Source organism: Streptomyces bullii (genome assembly GCF_042657145.1).
Classification (GTDB): domain Bacteria; phylum Actinomycetota; class Actinomycetes; order Streptomycetales; family Streptomycetaceae; genus Streptomyces; species Streptomyces bullii.
The window spans coordinates 681001-704406 of the sequence record NZ_JBHSNY010000001.1; the positions used below are offsets into that span (position 1 = coordinate 681001).

Here is a 23406-nt window from a genome sequence, read left to right on the forward strand (position 1 = left end):
CCGGCCGTGACGACGACTGTGACGCCGCCCGACACGACGCCCGCCAAGGAGCAGACGCGCTCGCGTCTGCCCAAGTCCGCCCGGGCGGGCGGGACACTGCACGCCGGCCCGATCGCGTACGTGATCCTGGCCCTGTTCACCATCGGCTCGCTGTTCCCGCTGGTGTGGACGGCGATCGCCGCCTCCCGGGACAACCAGCGGCTGGCGGAGACCCCGCCGCCGTTTTGGTTCGGCTCCAACCTCTTCAAGAACCTCGAGATCGCCTGGCGGGACGCCAACCTCGGTGAGGCGTTCCTGAACACCACGATCGTGGCGGGGGTGTCGGCGGCGACCATCGTGTTCCTGTCGACGATCGCCGGGTTCGCCTTCGCCAAGCTGCGGTTCAAGGGCCGCAACGCCATGATGCTGATCGTGATCGGCACGATGATGGTGCCGCCGCAGCTCAGCGTCATCCCGCTGTACATGATGGTCGCCAAACTGGACTGGACCGACCAGCTCCAGGCGGTGATCTTCCCGTCGCTGGTCAGCGCGTTCGGTGTGTTCTTCATGCGGCAGTACCTGATCCAGGCGCTGCCGGACGAGATCATCGAGGCGGCCCGGGTGGACGGCGCGAGCAGCTGGCGCGTGATCTGGCACGTGGTGTTCCCGGCCGCGCGGCCCGCCATGGCCGTGCTGGGCATGCTGATGTTCGTGCAGGCCTGGAACGACTTCCTGTGGCCGTTCCTGGTGCTGACCCAGACCGGCAACCCGACCGTGCAGGTCGCGATCGCGGGCCTGGGCCGCGGCTACACCCCCGACCAGTCGCTGATCATGGCGGGTGCCTTCCTGGGTACGGTGCCGTTGCTGCTGGTCTTCGCGATCTTCGGCAAGCAGATCGTGGGTGGCATCATGCAGGGCGCGGTCAAGGGCTGACACCCGGCGCGTCCCGTACGTCTTCGGGGGCCGGGTCACCGCCGCCTCGGCCCCTTGTCCTCCGTTTCCCTCCCCCTTCATCCGTCGGTCTCCACGACCACCAATGGGAGCGCTTCCATGCCTGACTCCGAGAAGCCGGTGACCCCGGTGACCTTTCCTTCCGCCTTCCTCTGGGGCGCCGCGACCTCCGCGTACCAGATCGAGGGGGCGGTGCGGGAGGACGGGCGCACCCCGTCGATCTGGGACACCTTCAGCCATACCCCGGGCAAGACGGTCGACGGCGACCACGGTGACATCGCTGTCGACCACTACCACCGCTACCGCGAGGACGTGGCGCTGATGGCGGAGCTGGGCCTGGACGCCTACCGCTTCTCCATCTCCTGGCCCCGGGTGCAGCCGACCGGCCGCGGCCCGGCCGTCCAGCGCGGACTGGACTTCTACCGCCGCCTGGTGGACGAGCTGCTGGCGCACGGCATCAAGCCGGCCATCACCCTGTACCACTGGGACCTGCCGCAGGAGCTGGAGGACGCGGGCGGCTGGCCGGAGCGCGACACGGCGTACCACTTCGCCGAGTACGCGCAGATCGTCGGCGAGGCGCTCGGCGACCGCGTCGAGCAGTGGATGACGCTCAACGAGCCGTGGTGCAGCGCCTTCCTGGGCTACGCCTCCGGTGTGCACGCGCCCGGCCGCACGGACCCGGCGGCCTCGCTGCGTGCCGCGCACCACCTCAATCTGGGGCACGGCCTGGCCGCGTCGGCCCTGCGGTCGGTGATGCCGGCCCGCAACTCGGTCGCCCTCGCCCTCAACTCCGCGGTGGTGCGGCCCCTCACGCAGAGTCCCGAGGACCTGGCCGCGGCCCGGAAGATCGACGACCTGGCCAACGGCGTCTTTCACGGCCCGATCCTGCACGGCGCCTACCCGCAGTCGCTGTTCGAGACGACGAAGTCGGTCACGGACTGGTCGTTCGTCGTGGACGGCGACCTGGCGCAGATCAACCAGCCGCTGGACGCGCTGGGCCTCAACTACTACACGCCCACGCTGGTGTCGGCGGCGGACCCGGCCGCGAAGGGGCCGCGGGCGGACGGGCACGGGGCGAGCGAGCACTCGCCGTGGCCGGGCGTGGACGACGTCGCCTTCCACCAGAGCCCCGGTGAGCGCACCGAGATGGGCTGGACGGTCGACCCGTCGGGCCTGCACGAGCTGATCATGCGCTACACCGAGGAGGCCCCGGGCCTGCCTCTCTACATCACGGAGAACGGCGCGGCCTACGACGACAAGCCCGAGTCCGACGGCAGGGTCCACGACCCCGAGCGCATCGCCTACCTGCACGGCCACCTGTCGGCGGTCCGCCGCGCCATCGCCGACGGCGCGGACGTCCGGGGCTACTTCCTGTGGTCGCTGCTGGACAACTTCGAGTGGGCGTACGGCTATGCCAAGCGGTTCGGCGCGGTGTACGTCGACTACGTGACGCTGGAGCGGACACCGAAGTCGAGCGCCCACTGGTACGCGCGGGCGGCGCGGACGGGCACGCTGCCGGAGGCGGAGGCGGTCTGACCGCCGGCTGAGCCACCGCTGGGACGGCTGCGGGGCGCGGCACCGGACAGGTGCCGCGCCCCGCACTCGTCGGCGACACCGCCGCTGCGGCGCACCGGCACCCGGGTGCGGCGGACCCCTGCCCGCGGGCGGGCCGGAGGCGATCGCCGCGCGGGCGCGGGGGCGCCGGGTCGGGCCGTACCGAGTGGTCCTCCGCGATCAGCGAGGGTGCCGTACGACGGCGACCTCGCCGGGCGGCAGGGTGAGCACGCCGTCCTCGATCCGCTCGCCCGTGAGGAGTTCGGTGGCGCCGGACGGGACCCTGAGCTCGGCGCCCCGGCCTCCGTGGTCGATGAGGAAGAGGTAGTCCGCGTCCTGGCCCCGGCGCCGTGCGGTCTCGACGCCCTCGGGGATCCCGTCCAGGACCGGCTCCACCCCCGCCTCCGTGCGGATGCGGTCCAGCAGCGCGGCCAGGGTGACCGCATCCGGCTGGGTGGCCAGGTACCAGGCGGTGCCCGCACCCCACCCGTGCCTCGTGACGGCCGGGACACCGGTCAGCGGGCCGTCCGCGTACGCGGCGATCACCTCGGCGCCTTCGAACCGCAGTCGTTCGGACCACAGCGTCGCGCTCGCGCCCGCCGGGACCTCACCGGTCAGGCCCAGCGTCTCCCCCGGCAGCAGCGGGAACAGCTCGTCCGTCCGCACACCCAGCGCCGCACGGAAGGCACCGGGGTAACCCCCCAGCCGCACATGGCAGTTCTCGTCGACCATCCCGCTGTGGAAGCCGACCACCAGGGTGCCGCCGCGCTCCGCGAAACCGGTCAGGTTGGCGGCGCCCGCGTCGTCGACCAGATACAGGGCGGGCGCCAGGACCAGGCGGTAGGCGGACAGGTCCGCGTCGGGGCGTACGAAGTCCACGGCCACGCCCGACCGCCACAGCGGCTCGTACCAGGACCGGACCGTGTCCAGGTAGCGGACCTCCTCGCTCGGCTGGGAGGGGAGTTCCAGGGCCCAGCGGGCGTTCCAGTCCCAGACGACGGCCACCTCGGCCGTGCCCGCGCTGCCGCGCACCTGCGACAGTGCCTTCAGGTCGGCGCCCAGCCGGACCACGTCCCGCCAGATCTGGCTGTCCGTCCCGGCGTGCGGCAGCATCGCCGAGTGCCACTGCTCCGCGCCCGCCCTGGCCGCGCGCCACTGGAAGTACGCGATGCCGTCCGCGCCGCGCGCCACATGGGCCAGGGCGTTGCGCCGCAACTCACCCGGCCGCTTCGCCCGGTTGACCGGTTGCCAGTTCACCGCGCCCGTCGAGTGCTCCATCAGCAGCCAGGGGCCGCCCGCGAGCGAGCGGACGAGGTCTGCGCTCAACGCGAGGTCGATCTCCGACTCGGGGTCGGTGGAGCGCAGGTAGTGGTCGTTGGAGACGATGTCCAGCTCCGGGGCCCAGCGCCAGTAGTCGAGGGCGTCGAAGTTGTGCATCACCATGAAGTTGGTGGTGGCGGGGGTGAGCGGGGCGGCCTCCCGGAGCACGTCCCGTTCCGCCGTGTACAGGGCCAGCAGTGCGTCGGAGCAGAAGCGGCGCCAGTCGAGCCGGTGGGTCGGGTTGGGGACCGCGCCCGTCGCGCGCGGCGGGAGGATCTCGTCCCAGTCGTGGTACCGCTGGCTCCAGAACGTCGTGCCCCAGGCCTCGTTGAGCGCGTCCAGGGTCGTGTACCTGTCGCGCAGCCACGCGCGGAACGCCTCGGCGCTCGTGTCGCAGTGGCACTCCGCGTTGTGGCAGCCGTACTCGTTGTGGACGTGCCACATCACGACCGCCGGGTGGTCGGCGTAGCGCCGGGCCAGTTCCCGTGCGATCCGCAGCGCCGCCTCGCGGTAGGCGGGGCTCGACGGGCAGAACGTCTGGCGGCTGCCGTAGGACAGGGTGCGGCCGTCACGGTCGACGGGCAGGGCCTCGGGGTGCGCGCGGAAGAACCACGCCGGCGGGGCCGCCGTCGGGGTCGCCAGGTCCGCCGCGATGCCGTTGGCGTGGAGCAGGTCCAGGATCCGGTCCATGCGGGAGAAGTCGTACACGCCCTCGGACGGTTCCAGCAGCGCCCAGGAGAAGATGCCGACGCTCACCAGGGTCACCCCGGCCTCGCGCATCAGGCGGACGTCCTCGGCCCAGACCTCCTCGGGCCACTGCTCGGGGTTGTAGTCGCCGCCGTAGGCGATGCCGGGGAGGGACAGGGAGCGCTTCACCGAGTGGCCCCTTCCAGCAGGCGGCGGGTGGTCGTCACGCCCCACTCGTCCAGGGACAGCAGGCGGTCGCTGGAGGCCACCAGGCCGCCGGTGGCCTCCACGTGCGCCGCCCACTGCTCGCGGGTCTCCACCGCCGGGCGCGCCATGAGGCAGTCGGGGTCGTTGGTCCAGAGGCGGCCGTGCTGCCACTGGCGGGCGGCACCGGTGAACTCGGCGGGCGCCTGTCCGGGCTGGCTGTAGTCGTCGGCCTCGGGGCGGCGGTGCGGGGCGGTGTCCGGACTGACGCGCATGGCGTCGAACAGGCCGAGGGAGGGCAGGATCGGGGCGCCGCAGCCCAGCAGGTAGGACTCGGGGCCGATCGCCTCGCGGATCAGCTCGATGCCGGCGCGGTACGCCTGGACGGCGTCGGCGGACGCGTGCCGTACGCCGTCCAGGGCACCCGCGTAGAGGAAGTCGACCTTGAAGTAGTCGTAGCCCTCGGCGCGCAGGGTGGTGAAGACCTCGGTGAGGTAGGCCGCCGCGTCCGGGTGGGTGGTGTCCAGGACGCGCAGGTCGTGGCCCCAGTTGCGGCCGGCGTGCGCGAAGCCGCCGCCCGCGTCCCGGACCAGCCAGTCCGGGTGCTCGGCGGCCAGGTCGCTCGCCGGGTCCACCAGGAAGGGGGCCGTCCAGATGCCCGCCCGGCGGCCCCGGGCGCGGATGGCGTCCGCGATCCCGGCGCGGGAGCGGAAGCGGCCGGAGAGGGTGAGCCAGTCGCCGAGGGCCTTCTGGTAGCCGTCGTCGATCTGGACCACGTCGACGGGCAGGTCGAGGGTGTCCATCGCGCGGAGGTTCTCGTGGATGTCGTCCTCGGTGACGGCGGTGAAGTACTCGTACCAGGAGCACCAGGCGGTCGGGGCGGGGCGGGGGGCCTCCAGGCCGAGGCTGTCGGCCCAGTCGGCGAGGGCTCCCTGGATGCCGCCGGGGCCGAGGTAGGAGTAGAGGTCCACCTTGCCGTCGGCGCTGATCTCCGCACGGCCGTCGCGCACCTGGAGCCGGATGGAGGGTACGGACGACAGCGGATCGAGCGCCGCGCAGACCACGACGGGTCCGTCCTCGCCCTTGGGTGCCAGGGCCAGCAGGCCCTCCCCCTGGAAGACCCCGTCCGGCACGCTCACGCCCGGCCGGTAGCAGACGGTCGCCCAGTTGTCGTCGGTGGGGCGGTAGGGCGTCGCGTCCAGGGCGTAGGTGCCGCTGGGGCTCCAGGACTGCCAGCCCTCCTCGTGGACGCGGGCGGTACGGACGTCCACGGGCACGGTGGCGACGGGAGTGAAGGGGTGGTGCACGGGGGTCTCTTTCACGAACGGGGTGTCAGCCCTTGTTGGCGCCCAGCGTGAGGCCGCTGACGAACTGCCGCTGGAGCAGGAAGTACACGATGAGTGTCGGGATCGCGGTGAGCAGGGCGCCGGCGGCGACCAGGTTGGGGTCGGTGAAGTACTGGCCGGAGAGGTTGTTCAGCGCCGAGGTGATCGGCATGTTCTCGCCGGTGGAGATCAGCACGATGGCCCAGAAGAAGTCGTTGTAGATCCAGATGGACAGCAGCGTGGCCAGCGCGGCCATCGCCGGCTTGCACAGCGGCAGTGTGATCTGCCAGTACAGCCGCCACACGGAGGCGCCGTCGACGAGGGCGGCCTCGGTCAGCTCGTGCGGCAGGGAGCGCATGTAGTTGCTCAGCACGAACGCGCAGAAGCCGGACTGGAACGCCACGTGGATCAGCACCAGCCCGAGCGCGGAGTCGTACAGCTTGCCGCTCGTCGTGATGCCCGGCAGGTCGACGAGCAGGTAGAGCCGGTAGAGCGGGGTGATGATGACCTGCTGCGGCAGCAGGTTGCCCGCCGTGAAGACCAGCAGCAGGAACAGGTTGAGCCGGAAGTCGAAGCGGCTGACGTAGAAGGCGACCATCGACGACAGCAGCAGCGTCAGCAGCACGGCGGGCACCGCGATCAGCAGCGTGTTGCCGAAGTAGTGCAGCATGTCCGACTGCTGGAAGGCGTTGACGAAGTTGTCGAGGCTGAGCTTGTCGGGCCAGGAGACGTAGCCCCTGGTGCTGGTCTCGCTGTACGGGCGCAGGGCCGCGAAGACCGCCCACAGCAGCGGGGCGAGCCAGGCCAGGGCCGTGCCGGCGAGGAAGACGTGCAGCAGGATCCGGGCGGGGCGCAGGGGGGTGCGCTGCTTCAGCGGCGCCGCGACGGTGGGGGTGCTCACGCTTGCCGCTCCTTCCGGAAGGTGGCGATCAGGTACGGGACGATCACCGCGAGGGAGATCACCAGCAGGACGACGGCGATCGCGGAGCCGTATCCGATGCGGCTGGACTCGCCGATGATGTTGTTGGTGACCAGGATGGAGAGCAGCTCGGTGCCCTCGGCGCCCTTGTTGAAGACGAAGACCAGGTCGAAGGCGCGCAGGGCCTCGATGATGGTGACGACCAGGACGACGGTGTTGGTCGGGCGCAGGGTGGGGAAGATGACGTTCTTGAACGTCTGCCACTCGTTGGCGCCGTCCAGCGCGGAGGCCTCGCGCAACGACGGGTCGACGCTCTTCAGGCCGGCCAGGTAGAGGATCATCATGTAGCCGGTGTGGCGCCAGGACGCGGCGATCAGCACGGCCCAGAGGTTGAGGTCCGGGTCGCCGATCCAGTCGATGTAGTGGCCGGGCTTGTTGGCGCCGACGAGGCTGTTGATCAGACCCGTGTCAGGGTTGTAGATCAGCTGCCAGACGAAGCCGATGACGGCGAGCGACATGACGACCGGCAGGAAGAACGCGGTCTGGTAGACGCGGCTGAAGCGGATCCTCTTGTCGAGTTGCACGGCCAGGAACAGGCCGAGCGGGGTGGGGATCAGGATCAGGACGACGAACCAGATGACGTTGTGCTCGACGGCGGGCCAGAACTGCGGGTTGTTGGTGAACAGTTCCCGGAAGTTCTGCAGGCCGACCCACTGGATGGCGTCGAAGCCGATGCCGTCCCAGGTGGTGAAGGCGAGCGCGATCGAGGCCAGGGCCGTGAGCCAGACGAGGGCCACGTGCAGGACCGTGGGCACGCCCGCCATCAGGCCGAGCGTGATCCGGTCGCGGCGGGTGAGCAGGCGCTGGTGACCCTGTGCCCTGCGGGTGCGGGGGACGTTGCCCGGAGGCGGCACGGGGGCCGCCTCCGGCGTCTCGGTGGTGGTGTCGGTGCTCATGCGGAGGCGAAGATCGTCTTCTTCTGGCGCTCGATGGAGGACAGCAGGCTGTCGACGCCCTTGGGGTTGCGGATGAAGTTCTGCAGCGCGGGCTGCATCACCGTGGAGGTGAAGTCGGGCCGGCTGTCGCGGTCCATGAACTGCGTCAGGTTCTTGGCGCCGGAGATCATCTCGTACGCCTTCTTCTGCAGCGGGGTGTACGAGGAGGTGTCGGCCTTGGTGGAGGCGGCCACCACGCTGGAGTCGGCCTTGAGGTAGATCTGCTCGGCCTCGGGCGTGCCCAGGTACTCCAGGAGCTTGACGGCGCCCGCGTGGTTCTTGGGGGCCTTGCTCAGCATGAAGCCGTCGGTCGGAGCCTCGACGGTGTCCTGGCCGTACTGCGGGTCGATCTCCGGGAAGGCGAAGAAGTCGAGGTCGTCCAGGTCGGCCTTGTTGGTGAACTGCTGGCCGACGAAGGTGCCCAGCAGGTACATGCCGGCCTTCTTCGACACGAGCGTCTGCGCCGCGTCCTGCCACGTGCGGCCGACCGCGCCGTCCTGGTGGTAGGGCAGGATCTCGGCCCACAGGTCGAACACCTTGCGGACCTTGGGGTCGGTCCAGGAGGCCTTGCCCGCCATCAGCTCGACATGGAAGTCGTAGCCGTTGGTACGGAAGTTGATCTGGTCGAAGGTGCCCAGCGCGGGCCAGGCGTCCTTGTCGCCGAAGGCGATCGGGACCAGTCCGTCCTTCTTCATCCGCTTGCACAGGGCGACGAGCTCGTCCCAGGTGGTGGGGACCTGGTAGCCGTGCTGGGCGAAGACGCTCTTGCGGTAGAACAGCGCCCACGGGTACGTGTACAGCGGCACGAAGTAGTACTTGCCGTCCTCGCCCTTGCTGAGCGCCTTCATCGCGTCGGGGAAGTTGCCGCCGATCTTCTGCCAGACGTCGTCGATGGGGGTGGCGAGCTTCTTCGCGGCGAAGAACTGCATGCGGTAGCCGGCGAACCAGGTGAACACGTCGTCGGGCGTGCCCTGCAGGTAGGAGTTGATCTGCTCCTGGAACGTGTTGTGGTCCTTGGTGTTGACGTCGACCTTGATGCCGGACTGCTTGGTGAAGGCCGCGTAGATGTCCGCGAACGCCTTCTTCGGAACCGCGTCCGAGGCGTTGGAGCCGAGCGAGACGGTCTTCGGGTCGGCGGCCGTACCGCTGCCGCCGCAGGCGCTCAGCAGGGGTATGCCGGCGCCGAGGAGGGCGGCACCGCCAACACCGCGCAGCAGGGTGCGGCGGCTGGGGGCGGAGAGGGAGGGACCGGAGGGGAGAGGGTGGTGCATGGCGGCTCCTGACGCAGAGTTTCGGCCACAGGTCGCGCGAAATCCGATCGCAATCAACCAGAAACCAACTTGACCGAACACGGTGGCGTAATAACAGCCCCATGTCGTGTCATGCGTCAAGAGCCGCCGAACCGCTGTGTCGAAATTTGTCGAAACGTAATCGACACCCCTGCGGCGCCTGGGCTCGCCTCCGCCCGGGCTACCGGTAGGCGGCGAACGCCTTGGTGAAGGCGAACTTCTCCTGCAGGACCGAGCTGCACGTCGCGTCGGCCGCGGGCTTCTCGCCGCCGGGACACTGCCGGTCACGGGTGGCGGACCACATCGACAGCCAGCCCAGGCCCCTGGCCTTGGCGAAGCTCACCAGCTGGGTGGCGTCGTCGACCTTGAAGATCTCGGTCGTGACGTCGTTGACGCCGATCATCGGCGTGACGGCGACCGTCTTCCAGGCCGCGCTGTCGGAGAGCCCGAGGACGCTCTTGATCTGCGCCTGGGTGGCGGTCGCGGCCTGCTCGGCGTAGGTGCCCATGTCGCCGCTGTAGGCGGGGCCGTAGTCCATCGCCATGATGTTGACGGCGCTGATCTTCACACCGTTCTTCTTCGCGTCCGCGAGCAGGTTCACGCCGTCCTGGGTCAGGCCCTCGGGCATGACCGGGAGGGTGAAGGAGACGTCCAGGCCGGGGTGCTCGCGCTGGAGCTCGGCGATCGCCCGGGCGCGGCGGGTGTTGGCCGCCGTGTTCGGCAGCGCGCCGCCCTCGACGTCGAAGTCGACCTTGGTGAGGTCGTAGGCGTCCACGACCTTGCCGTACGCCGCCGCCAGCGTGTCCGCGGAGGAGCACGTCGTACCCAGCTCGGAGCCGGCCGCGCCGCCGAAGGAGACCCGGACGTCACCGCCCTTGGCGCGCAGGGCGCCGATCTGGGACGCCACGGCGTCGCTCGCCAGGTCGGTCACGCCGCCCCACTTGGGCGTGCAGCCGCCGCCGTCCGTGACGAAGGCCAGGTTGTAGTGCTTCACGCCCGTGGCCTCGGCGCTCGCGACCAGGTCGAAGGCGGGGTACAGGGAGGTGTCGACGTACGGGGCGAACCCGGCGGTGGCGGGGGTGCCGGTGCCCGGGCTCTCCGAGGGCTTCGGGGTGGTCGTGGCGGTGGGGGCGGGGCTCTGCGGGGGCTTCCGGGTGGGGGTCGCGGTCGGGGTCGGGGTGCCGGTGGGGCGGCCGGAGGGTTCGGGGGTCGCGCCGCCGTCCGCCGAGCACGTGGCGCCGTCGATGCGGCAGCCGGTCGGGGCGCCGCTGCCGTTGACCACGAAGCCGACCGTGACGGACTCTCCGGGGGCCAGCCCGTCCTTGTCCCACTTCGGCGGCTTCACGGTGACGCGCTGCCCGCTGACCTCGGCCTCGCCGTTCCAGAGGGAGCCGAGCTTCGCGCCGGACGGCAGCTCGAACCGCAGCGTCCAGTCGGCCTTCGCCTGCCCGCTGTCGTTGGTGACGACGTACTGCGCGGTGTACCCCGTCGACCAGTCACTGGTCTTCGTGTACGCCGCGCCGATCCCGGCCGCCTGGGCGGTGCCGGTGACCACGAGCGCGCCACCGCCGGCCACGGCCGTGGCGACGACGGCGCCGATCACCTTGTTTCTCCCGCTCACCGTGCGCCGGTGCGTGCTCATCGCGTGCCTGCCTTCGCTCTTCGTGTTGCTCGGGGGTGGGATGCGGCAGCACGCTAGCGATCCCGAAGCGGACAAATCGCTTGATCCGGGCGGGCGTTGGCGATCTTAGGGTGCGCTTAAGGAAGGGATCGGGACCGATTAAAGGTGGGCACCAGCGCGGGGCGCCGGCGGCGCCGTACGGCTCCCCGGTGGCCCCTGGTGACCGGTTTCCTGCCGTCCAGCTGGATCCAGACCCGCACCTCGGTCCCTCCGAGCACCGACGAGCCGATCCGTACGTCCCCGCCGGTCGACTCCGCGAGCCTGCGCACGATGTCCAGGCCGAGCCCGGTCGACCCGTCGCTGCCGGAGCCCCGCCCGCGCGCCATCGCCGCGTCGGGGTCGGATATGCCGGGGCCCGCGTCGGACACCAGCACGATCACCGCGTCCTCGCCGTTGTGCACGTCGACGGCGAAGGCGGTGCCCTCGGGGGTGTGGCGGAAGACGTTGCCGAGCAGCGCGTCCAGCGCGGCGGCCAGGTCGGCACGGGCCACCGGGACCCGCACCGGCCGGTCGGCCCCGGCCACCCGCCACTTGCGGCCCTCGTCCTCCGCGAGCGCCGACCAGAACGCCATCCGCTCCCGCACCACCTCCGCCGCGTCGCACCCGGCGCCGGGCCCGGGCGCGGCCGTCTGCGGTTTGGCCTCCCGGGCGGTGCGGATGATGGTGTCGACCTCCCGCTCCAGTTGCTCGACCGCGGCCCGGGTCTGCTCGGCGGCCGGCCCGTCGCCGAGCGACGCCGTGTTCAGCCGCAGCACGGTCAGCGGTGTGCGCAGCCGGTGCGACAGGTCGGCCGCCAGCTCCCGCTCGTTGGCGAGGAGTTGGACGACCTGGTCGGCCATCGAGTTGAACGCCGTCGCCGCCAGCCGCAGTTCGGTCGGGCCCTCCTCGGGCACGCGGGCCCCCAGCCTGCCCTCCCCCAGCTCGTGCGCGCCCTGCACCAGGCGCCGCGCGGGCCGCACCATCCGTACGCCGAGCCGGTCGGCGACCGCGACCGAGCCGACCACGAGCGCGGCGCCGACCCCGCCGAGCACCGCCCAGGCCGTGCCGACGCCGTTGGTGACCTCCGACTCGGGGACGTAGACCTCGACGACGGCGATGCCGGAGCTCAGCGCGACCGGCTGGAGCAGTGCGGAGCCGCCGGAGACCGTGCTGGTGGAGGCCCGTCCCAGGGCCCGCACGGCCGCGATGTCCTCGTCGGCGGCGCGCTGCCGCCCGAGTTCGAGGGCCGGCTCGCCGTCGCCCCCCGGTATGTGGACGGCCATGTCGGCGTCGGAACCGGCGGAGGCGACGACGCGTTCGAGCTGGTCGCGGTCGGTGGTGATGGACAGGGCCGGGGCGAGGGCCGCAGCCTGGCGCTCGGCGTTGGAGAAGGCGCGGTCGCGGGCCATCTCCCGGATGACGAGCCCGAGCGGCACCGCGAAGGCGACGACGACCATGGTGGTCACCGCCAGCGACACCTTCACCAGGGCCCACCTCATCGCGACGGCCCCGCGTCGGCCGGAGGCTCCAGCTTCACACCGACACCGCGCAGGGTGTGCAGATAGCGCGGGTTGGCGGCCGTCTCCCCCAGTTTGCGGCGCAGCCAGGACAGATGGACGTCGATGGTCTGGTCGTCGCCGTACGACTGCTGCCACACCTCCGCCAGCAGCTCCTTGCGGGGCACGACGACCCCGGGCCGGCGCGCCAGGAAGGCGAGCAGGTCGAACTCGCGGCGGGTCAGGTCGAGCCGGACGCCGTCCAGCTCGGCCTGGCGGCGCAGCGGGTCCACGGTGAGGCCGCCGACGCGGATGGCGCTCGACGACTGCGTGCCGGCGGCTGCGGACCGGGCGCGGCGCAGCACCGCCGCCATCCGCGCGGACAGGTGCTCGACCGAGAACGGCTTGGTGAGATAGTCGTCCGCCCCGGCGTTCAGCAGGCGGACGATCTCCGCCTCGTCGTCCCGCGCCGTGGCGACGATCACCGGCACGTCCGTGATGCCGCTCAGCATCTTCAGCGCCTCGGACCCGTCGAGATCGGGCAGTCCGAGGTCCAGGATCACCACGTCGAAGCGGAGATGGGCGACCTCGCGCAGCGCCTCCAGTGCCGTCCCGACGCTGCGTACGGTGTGCGAGGCGTCGGTCAGGTGCCGGATGAGCGCCGAGCGTACGAACTGGTCGTCCTCGACCACGAGCACACTTGCCATGCGCGGCACCGTACGCCATCTCGAACAGCCGGGTGCGGGCCTGTGGACAACTCCGCCTGTGGACAACTCGCGGGAGGCGTACGGCAGTATGGCCCGCGATGCGCAGAGGACTCGTACCGGTACTGGCCTGGCTGCTCGCCACGGGCGCGGCGGTCACACTGTCGTGGTGGGGTGTCCACACGGTGATGGCGGGCACCGCCTACGACCCGCCGCGCGCCCTGCCCATCACGGCCGCCGGCGACGCGGCCACGCCCAAGCCCGAGCCGACGGCGTCGTCGACCTGGCGGGCGCCCCGGGCGAAGAGCCCGTCGCCGAAGCCGCCCCCGCCCCGCGAACCGAGCGGCCCGGCGCCCTCGACGGCCCCCGCCGGCCCCGAGAGCCCCGCATCCTCGTCACCGGCCTCCGGCCAGGTCAGGAGCTACGACACCGACGGCGGGCGGGTCGTCTTCGACCTCGGTGAGACCTCCGCGTCGCTGGTGTCGGCGACCCCCGCGGCCGGCTGGTCGATGCAGATGTGGAAGACGCAGACGTGGATCCGGGTGGAGTTCGCCTCGGGCGCGGACCGGGTGTCGGTGTTCTGCACCTGGCACGACGGCCCGCCGCGCGTGGACATCGGGACGTACTGAACCGCCGGGCGGGAACCGCCGAGCCGCCGGGGGCCTGCCCCGGATCACCCGGTCACCGGAACACGGAGGGGGGCGGCGCGGGGGACGCCACCGCCGCGACGTCCGTCACCGGTACGGCCCCGCCGGTGAAGTCGGTGAGCGCCCTGCCGTGCTCCACCCGCCCGGGGTGCGGGTCGGAGGCGGCGCGGCGGGTCAGCTCGGCGACCGGCAGCGGCTGGTCGGAGGCGACGAGCACGGCGTTGCCGAAGCGTTTGCCGCGCAGCACCGTCGGATCGGCGACCAGCGCCAGCTCGCCGAAACGGGCGGCGGCGGTGGCGATCTGGCCGCGCAGGTGCGCGAGCGGCGGCCCGTCGGCGAGGTTGGCGGCGTAGACACCGCCCGGTCCCAGCACCCGGCGGACCTCGTCGAGGAACTCGGTGGAGGTCAGATGGGCGGGCGTGCGGGCCCCGCTGAACACGTCGCCGATGACGAGGTCGGCCCACCCGTCGGGCATCCTGGCGAGTCCGGCGCGGGCGTCCGCGGACCGTATGCGGATCCGGGCGTTCGGGTCCAACGGCAGTGCGCGCCTGACCAGTTGGACGAGGGCCGCGTCCCGCTCGACCACCTGCTGCGTGGAGCGGGGCCGGGTGGCGGCGACGTACCGGGCGAGCGTGAGCGCGCCGCCGCCGAGGTGGACGGCGCGCAGGGGCCTGCCCGCGGGGGCGGCCAGGTCGATGACGTGTCCGAGCCGCCGCTGGTACTCGAAGGACAGATACGCCGGGTCGTCGAGGTCGACGTGCGACTGCGGCGCCCCGTCGATCAGCAGTGTCCAGGCCCGCGCTCGCTCCCGGTCGGGGATCAGCTCGGCGAGCCCGCCGTCGACGCGCTCGACGACGGCTTCGACGGCGGCCGACCTGCGCCGGGCGTTCCTGGACTTTCCCATTGGGCCATTATCCGGGGTGTTGTCCGGGTGACCGTCCGGGACGTCGGCAGGGGCGATGTCCAGGGCGTTGCCAGGTCCGGCGTCGCCGCCGAGGGCGCTGTCCGGGTCACTGCCGGGGCCCTCGTCACAGCCGAGGCCCTCGTCACGGTCGGGCCGTCGTCATGGGCAGGTTCGGCGTCGAATCCCGGGGCCGCTGTCCGGGGCACAGCCGGGGCCGTCGTCACGGCCGGGGCCCTCGGTCGGGGCCGTTGCCGGGGGCGCACGCGCGTGCGTGCCTGCCGCGCAGTCGACGTCAGCTGCAGCCGTCCGCCGCCCTGATGGTGCGCGCCGCCTCCCCCAGTGCGGCCCGCAGCACCACCGGATCCGTCGCCGGCTCCGCCTCCCCGGGCGGCAGCAACCAGTGGGACCCCTCCACCGGCGGATCCGGCACCGGACTCAGCCCGGGCTCATGGGTCTGCGTACAGGTGCTCCCCGGCACGTCCCACGCCGCGGCCGTCCCCGGCGGCACCAGGAACCCGAGCGTGTCGCCCCCGCCGTCGTGCAGCACGGGCCCGACCGCGTCCCCGGCCCCCCGCCGCAGAATGTCCACCGCCTCCAACCCCTGCCGCGCCGGTACCGTCACGACGTCGCACCCCGCCGTCGTGAGCGGTGGCAGGTGTCCGGCCGTGGGTCTGCCCGGCGGCGTACGAGGATCGCTGCTCTGGCTGGTCGTCACCATCCCGGCCTCCACCACGAGAACCCCTGAACGGACGAGCGGGTCGGGAGTCGGGGCCTCCCGGTCCAGGGGGTTCAACGCGCGAGGCCGTCAACGGCTACGGCGGAAGTCCGCCGCAAAGGATGGCAGTTCATGGCAGATCAGGTATGAGATATCCCGTTTGTAGCCAAACCCCGCGTGGCGGATCCGTCACAGCCGGTACGTTCTTGCCCGCCGGAAACAGGGTCTGTCCCACGGGGTGGGCCTCGAACCGATCCCGCGTCCGGCATGGTTCGACGGTTCGCACGAGAGGACCCGGCCATGGCGTCGTCAACGGTGACCTCCTCCCAGCCCCCGCGGCCACCGCGGCCGAACCTCGCCTTCCGGCGACTGCGCGGACAGCGCTCGCCGGCCGAGTTCGCCGCGGCGGTACGGCGGGCCGCCCGCGAGATCGGCGAGCGGGTCAGCTGCGACGCGCGCTACATCGGCCGCGTCGAGGCGGGTGAGATCCGTTGCCCCAACTACGCCTACGAACGGGTGTTCCTGCACATGTTCCCCGGTCGCACACTCGGCGATCTGGGCTTCGCGCCCCGCTCCGCCGTACGGGGGCGCCAGGCGCATGCCGCCGAGGACCCGCCCCGCGCGCACACCATGAACCCGGCGAACGCCACGAGTGAGACAAGCGGTGCCTATGAGCCGTATGAGACGCAGGACCCGCACGACCCGCATGACCCGCACGACCCGTACGACCCGTACGACAACAACGAGGAGAGCGACGTGCTGCGTCGCGCATTCATGACCGGCGGAGGCGCCACGGTGGCCGCCGCCTCCCTGGGCCCCTTGGGGCTCGCCCTCGACGCCGCGGCGGCGGGACGCCCCGTGCGCCGCGCGGGGGCGAGCGACGCGGGCGCCCTCGAAGAAGCCGTCCGCCGCATCCGGCTGCTCGACGACCGGCACGGCGCCGACGGCCTCTACCGGCGCGCGGCCGCCCCGCTGCGTGCCGCGTACGCGCTGCTCGACGCCGGGACGACACGGCAGACCACGGCGGACCGGCTGTACTCGGGCGCCGGTGAACTGGCCATCTCCGTGGGCTGGCTGGCGCACGACTCGGGGCGCTTCGACGACGCGCGCTCCCACTACGCGGAGGCGCTGGCGACCGCGCGCATGAACGGGGACGCGGGCCTGGAAGCGCACGCCTTCTGCAACACGGCGTTCCTCGCGCGCGACGCCGGCCGGCCCCGCGAGGCGGTACGGGCGGCGCAGGCCGCGCAGCGTGTCGCGCGCCCGCTCGGCTCGGCCCGCCTCATGTCCCTGCTGGCGCTGCGGGAGGCGGGGGGCTGGGCGGGCCTCGCGGACCGGGTGGGCTGCGAGCAGGCCCTGGCCCGGGCGCAGGCCCTGTACGAACGCGGCCCCTCGGACGCCGACCCCGAGTGGATGAGCTTCTACGGCGAGGCCGAACTGGAGGGCCTGGAAGCGCAGTGCTGGTCCGCCCTGGGCGACTGGCCGCGGGCGGCGCGGCACGCGCGCCGGGCGGCGGAGCTGCAGGATCCGCACTTCACACGGAACATCGCGCTGTACACGGCGGAGCTGGCGGACGACCTGGCACGGGGCGGGCGACCGGACGAGGCGGCGACGGCGGGGATGCGCGTACTGGACCTGCTGGAGGAGGTCCAGTCGTCCCGGATCCACACGATGCTGGCGGCAACGGCCCGCGTGCTGCTGCCGCACCGGCGGGCTTCCGGGGTGTCGGCGTTCCTGGACCGGCATGCCTCGCTGCCGCGGACGGCGTCGGCCTAGCCGCGGACAGCCGTGCGGCTGGGCGGCACGGGTGGCCAGGGTTCCCGGGTGGCACGGCTGGGCGTCGGCACGGGTGATCAGCCCGCACGGGTGGCACGGCTGGGCGTCGGCACGGGTGGCCAGGTCCACAAGTGGCATGGGCGCACGGGTGCACAGGTGCACGGTGGCACGGGTGACCACGGTCCACCTGTGGCACGGGGCGGGTGGCACAGGTGGGCGTCGGCCGCACAGCACCCGCCTACGCGACCCAGCATCCGCGTCGCGACGCCTACGCCAGGTGCCCCAGATCGTTCCAGCTCTCGATCGCCGGCTCCCCGTAGGCCCATCCCAGCACCGACAGCGACGTCGGGTTCAGCCGGATCCGCGCGGCGAAGTCGATCGGCTGGCCGAGCCACCGCGCCCCTATCGACCGCAGGATGTGCCCGTGGGCGAAGACCAGCACGTCACGGTCCTCCGAGCGCGCCCAGGACACCACCTCGTCGGCGCGGGCCGTCACCTCGGCGAGCGTCTCGCCCTCGGGTACGCCGTCACGCCAGATGAGCCAGCCGGGCCGCAGGGCCTGTATCTCGTGCGGGGTCAGGCCCTCGTACGCGCCGTAGTCCCACTCCATCAGGACGTCCCACGCACGCGCGCGTGCCCCGAAACCGGCGAGTTCGCAGGTCTCACGCGCGCGTGCCAGCGGGCTGGTGCGCACCTCGACGCCGGGCAGGCCGTCGTACGGCGCCCGGTTCAGACGCTCGCCGAGCAGCTTGGCGCCCCGCCGGCCCTCCTCCAGGAGCGGCACATCGGTCCTGCCGGTGTGCTTGCCGGACAGTGACCACTCCGTCTGTCCGTGCCGGGCCAGCAGGATGCGCGGTGCCATGAGAGACCTCTTCGGGGAAAACGCAGGCGGAACCTCCCCATCATCGCGCACGCCGGTCACGGGCAACCCGGCGGGCGATCTCAGCGTCTATGAGGGCCGGAGGCGCCCCCCGCGCGGGCGCAGGCGTACGCCGTAAAGTGACACGACCGGCCGACGGGGCGCCGTGGATGAGGGGGAGGGCGATCGGATGCCGCACACCGAGAGACCGGGCACCGAGGCGGCCCCGGCGACCCGGCTGCGCTGGTGGACCGAACTGCCGCTGATACTGCTGGTGTACGCGTGCTACTCGGCGGGGCGGCTCCTGGTCAGGGGCGACGTCACCGACGCCGTCGACCACGGCCTGGCGATCCTGCGCGTCGAGAAGATGCTGTACCTCAACGCCGAGCATCCGCTGAATCGTCTTTTCACCCGCGAGCCCTGGCTCGGCATACCGGCCGACTTCTGGTACGCCTCGCTGCACTACCTCGTCACGCCCGCGATCCTCGTCTGGCTGTTCCGTTCCCGCACCCGGCACTACCGCGCCGCCCGCACCTGGCTGATGACGTCCACCTTCATCGGCCTGATCGGCTTCAGCCTGCTGCCGACCTGCCCGCCCCGGCTGCTGGACGCGAGCCACGGCTTCGTCGACACCATGGCGCACTACAGCGCGTACGGCTGGTGGGGCGGCGAGGCCAGCGCGCCACGCGGTCTGGGCGGCATGACGAACCAGTACGCGGCCATGCCGAGCCTGCACGTGGGCTGGGCGCTGTGGTGCGGAGTGATGCTGTGGCGCCACGGCGGGACCCGTGCGGCGAAGGTGGCGGGCGTGGGCTACCCGCTGGTGACGACGATCGTGGTGATGGGCACCGCGAACCACTACTTCCTCGACGCGGCCGCGGGCGTCGCGGTGATGGCAGCCGGGCTGCTGCTCGCGCCGGTCGTGACGCGGTCGGTGGGCCGGGTCAGGGCGCGGTTCGCGCCGCGTGCCGCGCCGGTCGCGGCGGTAACTACGGTCGCGGCGGACTCTTCCGTCGCGGGTTCCCCGATTGTCAGTGGCGGATGCCAGACTTCCGCGGGTGAGCGAATTCCACGGCAGCGCGAGTCACGGTTCGGACCGGGAGCCGAGCCGGGTGCCTCTCCCACGGACGCGGGAGAAGGCGCTCCGGCAGCGGCTCGCTGAGCTGCGCGGTCCGGACGTTGCGGCCAAGACGCTGGACGCGCGCGCCCTGGCCGCCCTCGCCGCCAACCCGGGCTGCGCGCGGCGCGCGATCCTCGACGGCGCCGGGGTGAACAAGGCGGCGCTGGCCGGCGCGCTGGGCGCGCCGTCGGCCTTCGGGCAGTCCCAGTTCGCGCTCACGCGCGGCAACGCGTTCGAGGCGAAGGTGAAGGCGGACGGCGGCGCGGAACTGCTGCGACTGGTGCACGAGAAGCTCGACCGGTCCGCCGAACCGCCCGTCGGCGCGCACGTGCCCGACCTGACCGCGACCGGCCCGCAGGGGCGTACGGCCCGTACGGCGCTGGAACTGCGCGAGGCCACCGCGACGCCCGGCGCCTGGACCCTGCTGGACCACCCGATGCTCGCCCTCGACGTGGCCGGCTCCCCCGCCTTCCTGGAGCCGGACGCGGTGGTGGTGCACCCGGACGGCAGCTGGACGGTCGTCGAGATCAAGTCCTTCCCGATGCTGGACGGCGCCGCGGACCCGGCGAAGGTCGGCGCGGCGGCCCGTCAGGCGGCGGTGTACGTGCTGGCGCTGGAGGAGGTCGCGGCCCGTCTGGACCCGGCCCCGCGCGTGCGGCAGCGGGTCCTGCTCGTGTGCCCGAAGGACTTCTCCAACGTGCCCACCGCGTCCGCCGTCGACATCCGCAAGCAGCGCGCGGTGACCGCCCGTCAACTAACCCGGCTCACCCGCGTGCAGGACATCGCCGACGCGCTCCCCGAGGGAACCTGCTTCTCCCCAAAGCTGCCTGCCGAACAGCTCACGGCCGCCGTCGAGTCGGTCCCGGCGACCTACGCGCCCGAGTGTCTGTCCGCCTGCGAGCTGGCCTTCCACTGCCGCGCCCGCTCCCGCGAGAGCGGCGCGGTGACCTCGCTCGGCCGCCCCGTCCGGGCCGAACTGGGCGGCTTGACAACGGTCGACGACGTGCTGGCGGCCGCCCACGGGGAGGCCGGGGACCCGGCGGACCCGGCGGTGGCGGCGCTACGGAGGGCGGCGGAACTGCGCGCGCAGGCCCTGGAGGGAGCGGCATGTCGCTGATCACCACCCTCGCCCGTCTCGAAGCCGTCCGCACCGGCCGCGCCCAGCCCGCCGCCACCGTGCGGCACCGGCACCTGTCCGACCGGCCCCTGGTCTTCGTGCCGCTCACCACCGCCGGTGAGGCGGGCGCCCCGCTCGGCGCACTGGTGGGCACCGACCGGGACGCGCCGCGTCTGCTGGCCGTCCCGCAGCCCCGCGACCGCGACCTGCGCTTCGCCTTCCTGGCCGAACTGGCCGACCTCGTCCTGCCGTACGTCGACGCGTACGCCGACGCCGTCGAGGCCGCCGAGCGCACCGAGACCGACCCGGAGACCGGCAAGCGGGTCAAGGTCGAGGTCGACCTGTGCGCGGACGCCCCGCAACTGATCGTGCCGAGCCGCGCGGGCCTGGACTTCGTCCGGCTGCTGGGCCGCTCCATGCGGTTCCGGCGCACGGCCGAGCAGGACCCGCAGGCGCCGTACCCCGCGCCGCCGAGGGTGCCGCTGCTCGGGCGGTGGCTGACGCACTTCGGGGAGCGGGCCCGGGTGCCCGGCTCGTCGCTGCTGCTGGCCATGACGGACGTCCTGGCCCGGCACTGGGCGACCGGGCAGTCCACGCTGGAGGACCAGCACCTGGGCGCGCTGCTCGCCTGGATCGACCCGCCGGAGGGGATGTCGGGCGCGGAGGCCGCGTTGCAGGCGGAGCTGGAGCGGGACGCCCAGGGGCAGCTGACCTGTCCGCCCGCCGGTCCCGCCACCGACCCGGCCTTCGACAACAAGCTGCTCGCCCCGGCCATCGAGCGCTACGACCGCGCCCGCACCGCGCTGGCCGCCGCCGAGGACGGCCTGCAGGCCGATGACCGGCTCGCCGCCCTGACCGCCGCCGAGCGGGAGATCCGTGCCCTGGTCGAGAGCCGGACACGGCCCACCTGGGACGCGGTGTGGCGGGGGCTGGACCTGCTGCGGGAACTGCCCGAGGGGGCGCACGTCGAGGAGCGGTGGACCCGCGACCGCTGGTCGTTCACCGGCCACCGCGACCGCGTCCTGGCCGGGGAACCGCCGCAGCCGCGCCGCGACGACGCGGTGACCGCGGCCAACAAACTCGCCACACGCGAGCGCGAACAGGCCCGCCTGGAGGCGCAGGAGGCCCTCGACGACCCGCTGGTGATGGCCGCGCGGCGGCTGGCCGGTGAGGCGTTCGCGGGCGAGGTGACCGACGTGGTCATGACGTACAGCGAGGGCAGGCGGCCCAGCCCGCGCCCACTGGTCACGGTCCGCACCGACGACCGGCCGCACCTCGCCGAGCGGACCAAGGTGTACCGGTCGCTGGGCGGGAAGCCGCAGGCCGCGGAGTTCGTGTCGTACGAGGACGACGGCGCGGTGATCGTGCTGCGGATCCTGGACAAGATGGGCCGGGGCAAGGAGCCCGAGGCCGGGTCGGTGCCGGAGAAGGGCGACCGGGTCTGCTTCACGCTGTTCGAGCACGAGCCGCGCGGCGGCGCGAAGCTGCCCGACCCGGAGGAGACGCCGTGGACGCATGGCGGCCCGCCCGGTGAAACGACGCCGGAGGCCGCCGACCCGGTCACCGAGGAGGACGTGCTGTGACGGCCGAACCGACGACCCGGACACCGGCCGAGGCGCCGGTCGAGCCGACGACCGGGGCCGCCTTCGACCCCGGTGCCGCGGCCGCCCGCGCCACGGAGGCGATCCTGCGCGACACGCTGCACGGTGCCGCACGCGGGGTCGTCGTCGACTCCCCGCCCGGTGCCGGCAAGTCCACCCTGGTGGTCCGTGCCGCGCTGGACCTGGCCGACGCCGGGCGCCCGCTGATGGTCGTCGCGCAGACCAACGCCCAGGTCGACGACCTCGTCCTGAGGCTCGCCGAGAAGAACCCCGAGCTGCCGGTCGGGCGCCTGCACAGCAGCGAGGCCGATCCGTACGACAAGGCGCTCGACGACCTGCCGCAGGTACGGAAGTCGGCCAAGGCCGCCGAGCTGACGGGTCTGCCCGTGGTGGTCTCGACGGCCGCGAAGTGGGCGCACGTCAAGGTCGACGAGCCGTGGCGGCACGCGATCGTCGACGAGGCGTACCAGATGCGCTCGGATGCGCTGCTGGCGGTGGCCGGGCTGTTCGAGCGGGCGCTGTTCGTGGGCGATCCGGGGCAGCTCGACCCGTTCGCGATCGTGGGCAGCGAGCAGTGGGCGGGCCTGTCGTACGACCCGTCCGCCTCGGCGGTGACGACCCTGCTGGCCCACAACCCGGAGCTGCCGCAGCACCGCCTGCCGGTGTCCTGGCGGCTCCCCGCCTCGGCGGCGCCGCTGGTGTCGGACGCGTTCTACCCCTACACCCCGTTCCGCAGCGGCACCGGGCACCACGACCGCCGTCTCTCCTTCGCCGTACCGTCGGACGGCTCGGCCCCGGACCGGGTGCTCGACGAGGCCGCCGAGTCCGGCTGGGGCCTGCTGGAGCTGCCCGCGCGGCACACCCCGCGCACGGACCCCGAGGCGGTGCGGGCGGTGGCGACCGTCGTACGACGGCTGCTGGACCGGGGCGGTGCGGCGGTCTCGGAGCGCGCCACCGACCCCTTTCCCCTGACCGCCGACCGGATCGCGGTCGGCACGGCGCACCGGGACCAGGCGGCGGCGGTCCGGTCGGTGCTGGCCGAGCTGGGCGTGACGGACGTCACCGTCGACACGGCCAACCGCCTCCAGGGCCGCGAGTACGACGTGACGGTCGTCCTGCACCCCCTGTCCGGCCGCCCCGACGCCACGGCATTCCACCTGGAGACCGGCCGCCTGTGCGTCCTCGCCTCCCGCCACCGGCACGCGTGCGTGGTGGTGTGCCGCGCGGGCGTGAGCGAACTCCTCGACGACTACCCGTCGACGGAACCGGTCCAACTGGGCACGCTGGTGAAGTTCCCGGACGGCTGGGAGGCCAACCACGCGGTCCTGGCACACCTGGCCGAACACCGGGTGACGTGGCAACCATGACCGGCACATCCGCGCCCGACCCGCCCCCGCGCCGGACGGAGTCCGGTACGCCGCCGGAGGCGGCCGACGAATACAGCCCGGACGGCTGGGAGGCCAACCACGCGGTCCTGGCACACCTGGCCGAACACCGGGTGACGTGGCAACCATGACCGGCACATCCGCGCCCGACCCCTACCCGGCCCGGCCCGGACTGCACGGCCGTTCTGGCAGCCCGAAC

General features: G+C 72.7%; 20 protein-coding genes. 9 read left to right on the plus strand and 11 right to left on the minus strand.

What is annotated here, in order from left to right; genetic code table 11:
- Positions 1–6 precede the first annotated feature (6 nt).
- Both ACFPZJ_RS03070 and ACFPZJ_RS03075 read left to right on the plus strand, forming a co-directional pair.
- The gene (locus ACFPZJ_RS03070; RefSeq protein WP_381016749.1) at positions 7–912 is read left to right on the plus strand and encodes a carbohydrate ABC transporter permease; all 906 of its coding nucleotides are present in this window, start codon (positions 7–9) and stop codon (positions 910–912) included.
- Positions 913–1029: 117 nt separating this feature from the next.
- Positions 1030–2466, plus strand: a complete 1437-nt coding sequence (locus tag ACFPZJ_RS03075; RefSeq protein ID WP_381016752.1) for a GH1 family beta-glucosidase — start codon at positions 1030–1032, stop codon at positions 2464–2466.
- A 198-nt stretch (positions 2467–2664) separates the two neighbouring features.
- Here the strand turns inward: ACFPZJ_RS03075 and ACFPZJ_RS03080 are convergent, their stop codons facing one another.
- The 8 genes from ACFPZJ_RS03080 to ACFPZJ_RS03115 all read right to left on the minus strand — a co-directional run bounded on the left by ACFPZJ_RS03080 (position 2665) and on the right by ACFPZJ_RS03115 (position 13086).
- Positions 2665–4680: a beta-galactosidase gene (locus tag ACFPZJ_RS03080; RefSeq protein ID WP_381016755.1), complete on the minus strand. Its 2016-nt coding sequence runs from the start codon at positions 4678–4680 to the stop codon at positions 2665–2667.
- Positions 4677–6002 (minus strand): glycoside hydrolase family 36 protein, encoded by a 1326-nt coding sequence (locus ACFPZJ_RS03085; protein WP_381017304.1) that lies wholly within the window; start codon positions 6000–6002, stop codon positions 4677–4679. Before ACFPZJ_RS03085 ends, ACFPZJ_RS03080 begins: the two co-directional genes overlap by 4 nt.
- 25 nt (positions 6003–6027) lie before the next feature.
- A complete protein-coding gene (locus tag ACFPZJ_RS03090; protein ID WP_381016758.1) occupies positions 6028–6921 on the minus strand; it encodes a carbohydrate ABC transporter permease in 894 nt (297 codons plus the stop codon).
- Complete coding sequence (locus ACFPZJ_RS03095) at positions 6918–7895, minus strand: carbohydrate ABC transporter permease (RefSeq protein WP_381016761.1); 978 nt, start codon at positions 7893–7895, stop codon at positions 6918–6920. The genes ACFPZJ_RS03090 and ACFPZJ_RS03095 overlap by 4 nt, the downstream gene beginning before the upstream one ends.
- Complete coding sequence (locus ACFPZJ_RS03100; protein ID WP_381016764.1) at positions 7892–9205, minus strand: ABC transporter substrate-binding protein; 1314 nt, start codon at positions 9203–9205, stop codon at positions 7892–7894. Before ACFPZJ_RS03100 ends, ACFPZJ_RS03095 begins: the two co-directional genes overlap by 4 nt.
- 199 nt (positions 9206–9404) lie before the next feature.
- Positions 9405–10865 (minus strand): glycoside hydrolase family 18 protein, encoded by a 1461-nt coding sequence (locus ACFPZJ_RS03105; protein ID WP_381016767.1) that lies wholly within the window; start codon positions 10863–10865, stop codon positions 9405–9407.
- Positions 10866–10981: 116 nt separating this feature from the next.
- Positions 10982–12382: a sensor histidine kinase gene (locus ACFPZJ_RS03110; protein ID WP_381016770.1), complete on the minus strand. Its 1401-nt coding sequence runs from the start codon at positions 12380–12382 to the stop codon at positions 10982–10984.
- The gene (locus ACFPZJ_RS03115) at positions 12379–13086 is read right to left on the minus strand and encodes a response regulator transcription factor (RefSeq protein WP_381016773.1); all 708 of its coding nucleotides are present in this window, start codon (positions 13084–13086) and stop codon (positions 12379–12381) included. Before ACFPZJ_RS03115 ends, ACFPZJ_RS03110 begins: the two co-directional genes overlap by 4 nt.
- A gap of 98 nt (positions 13087–13184) precedes the next feature.
- Here ACFPZJ_RS03115 and ACFPZJ_RS03120 point away from each other — a divergent pair, with 98 nt between their 5' ends.
- Positions 13185–13712, plus strand: a complete 528-nt coding sequence (locus ACFPZJ_RS03120) for a hypothetical protein (protein ID WP_381016776.1) — start codon at positions 13185–13187, stop codon at positions 13710–13712.
- Positions 13713–13764: 52 nt separating this feature from the next.
- Here the strand turns inward: ACFPZJ_RS03120 and ACFPZJ_RS03125 are convergent, their stop codons facing one another.
- Positions 13765–14634 (minus strand): spermidine synthase, encoded by an 870-nt coding sequence (locus ACFPZJ_RS03125; RefSeq protein ID WP_381016779.1) that lies wholly within the window; start codon positions 14632–14634, stop codon positions 13765–13767.
- A gap of 292 nt (positions 14635–14926) precedes the next feature.
- A complete protein-coding gene (locus ACFPZJ_RS03130) occupies positions 14927–15367 on the minus strand; it encodes a hypothetical protein (protein WP_381017307.1) in 441 nt (146 codons plus the stop codon).
- 282 nt (positions 15368–15649) lie between these two features.
- On the opposite strand from ACFPZJ_RS03130, the gene ACFPZJ_RS03135 reads away from it, so the two are divergent.
- Positions 15650–17125: a hypothetical protein gene (locus ACFPZJ_RS03135; protein ID WP_381016781.1), complete on the plus strand. Its 1476-nt coding sequence runs from the start codon at positions 15650–15652 to the stop codon at positions 17123–17125.
- A gap of 268 nt (positions 17126–17393) precedes the next feature.
- Here ACFPZJ_RS03135 and ACFPZJ_RS03140 read toward each other — a convergent pair whose 3' ends face one another.
- On the minus strand, positions 17394–17987 hold the full coding sequence (locus ACFPZJ_RS03140; RefSeq protein ID WP_381016784.1) for a histidine phosphatase family protein: 594 nt from the start codon (positions 17985–17987) through the stop codon (positions 17394–17396).
- Between the two features lie 187 nt (positions 17988–18174).
- On the opposite strand from ACFPZJ_RS03140, the gene ACFPZJ_RS03145 reads away from it, so the two are divergent.
- Genes ACFPZJ_RS03145 through ACFPZJ_RS03165 form a run of 5 tightly spaced genes read left to right on the plus strand, consistent with a single transcriptional unit; the run spans position 18175 to position 23338 of the window.
- A complete protein-coding gene (locus tag ACFPZJ_RS03145; RefSeq protein ID WP_381016786.1) occupies positions 18175–19146 on the plus strand; it encodes a phosphatase PAP2 family protein in 972 nt (323 codons plus the stop codon).
- A complete protein-coding gene (locus ACFPZJ_RS03150) occupies positions 19097–20221 on the plus strand; it encodes a hypothetical protein (RefSeq protein ID WP_381016789.1) in 1125 nt (374 codons plus the stop codon). Before ACFPZJ_RS03145 ends, ACFPZJ_RS03150 begins: the two co-directional genes overlap by 50 nt.
- Complete coding sequence (locus ACFPZJ_RS03155; RefSeq protein ID WP_381016792.1) at positions 20212–21804, plus strand: hypothetical protein; 1593 nt, start codon at positions 20212–20214, stop codon at positions 21802–21804. Before ACFPZJ_RS03150 ends, ACFPZJ_RS03155 begins: the two co-directional genes overlap by 10 nt.
- Positions 21801–23189 carry an AAA domain-containing protein gene (locus ACFPZJ_RS03160; RefSeq protein WP_381016795.1) on the plus strand — a complete coding sequence of 463 codons (1389 nt, stop codon included), beginning with the start codon at positions 21801–21803 and terminating at the stop codon, positions 23187–23189. Before ACFPZJ_RS03155 ends, ACFPZJ_RS03160 begins: the two co-directional genes overlap by 4 nt.
- A complete protein-coding gene (locus ACFPZJ_RS03165; protein WP_381016798.1) occupies positions 23186–23338 on the plus strand; it encodes a hypothetical protein in 153 nt (50 codons plus the stop codon). The genes ACFPZJ_RS03160 and ACFPZJ_RS03165 overlap by 4 nt, the downstream gene beginning before the upstream one ends.
- Positions 23339–23406: the final 68 nt, after the last annotated feature.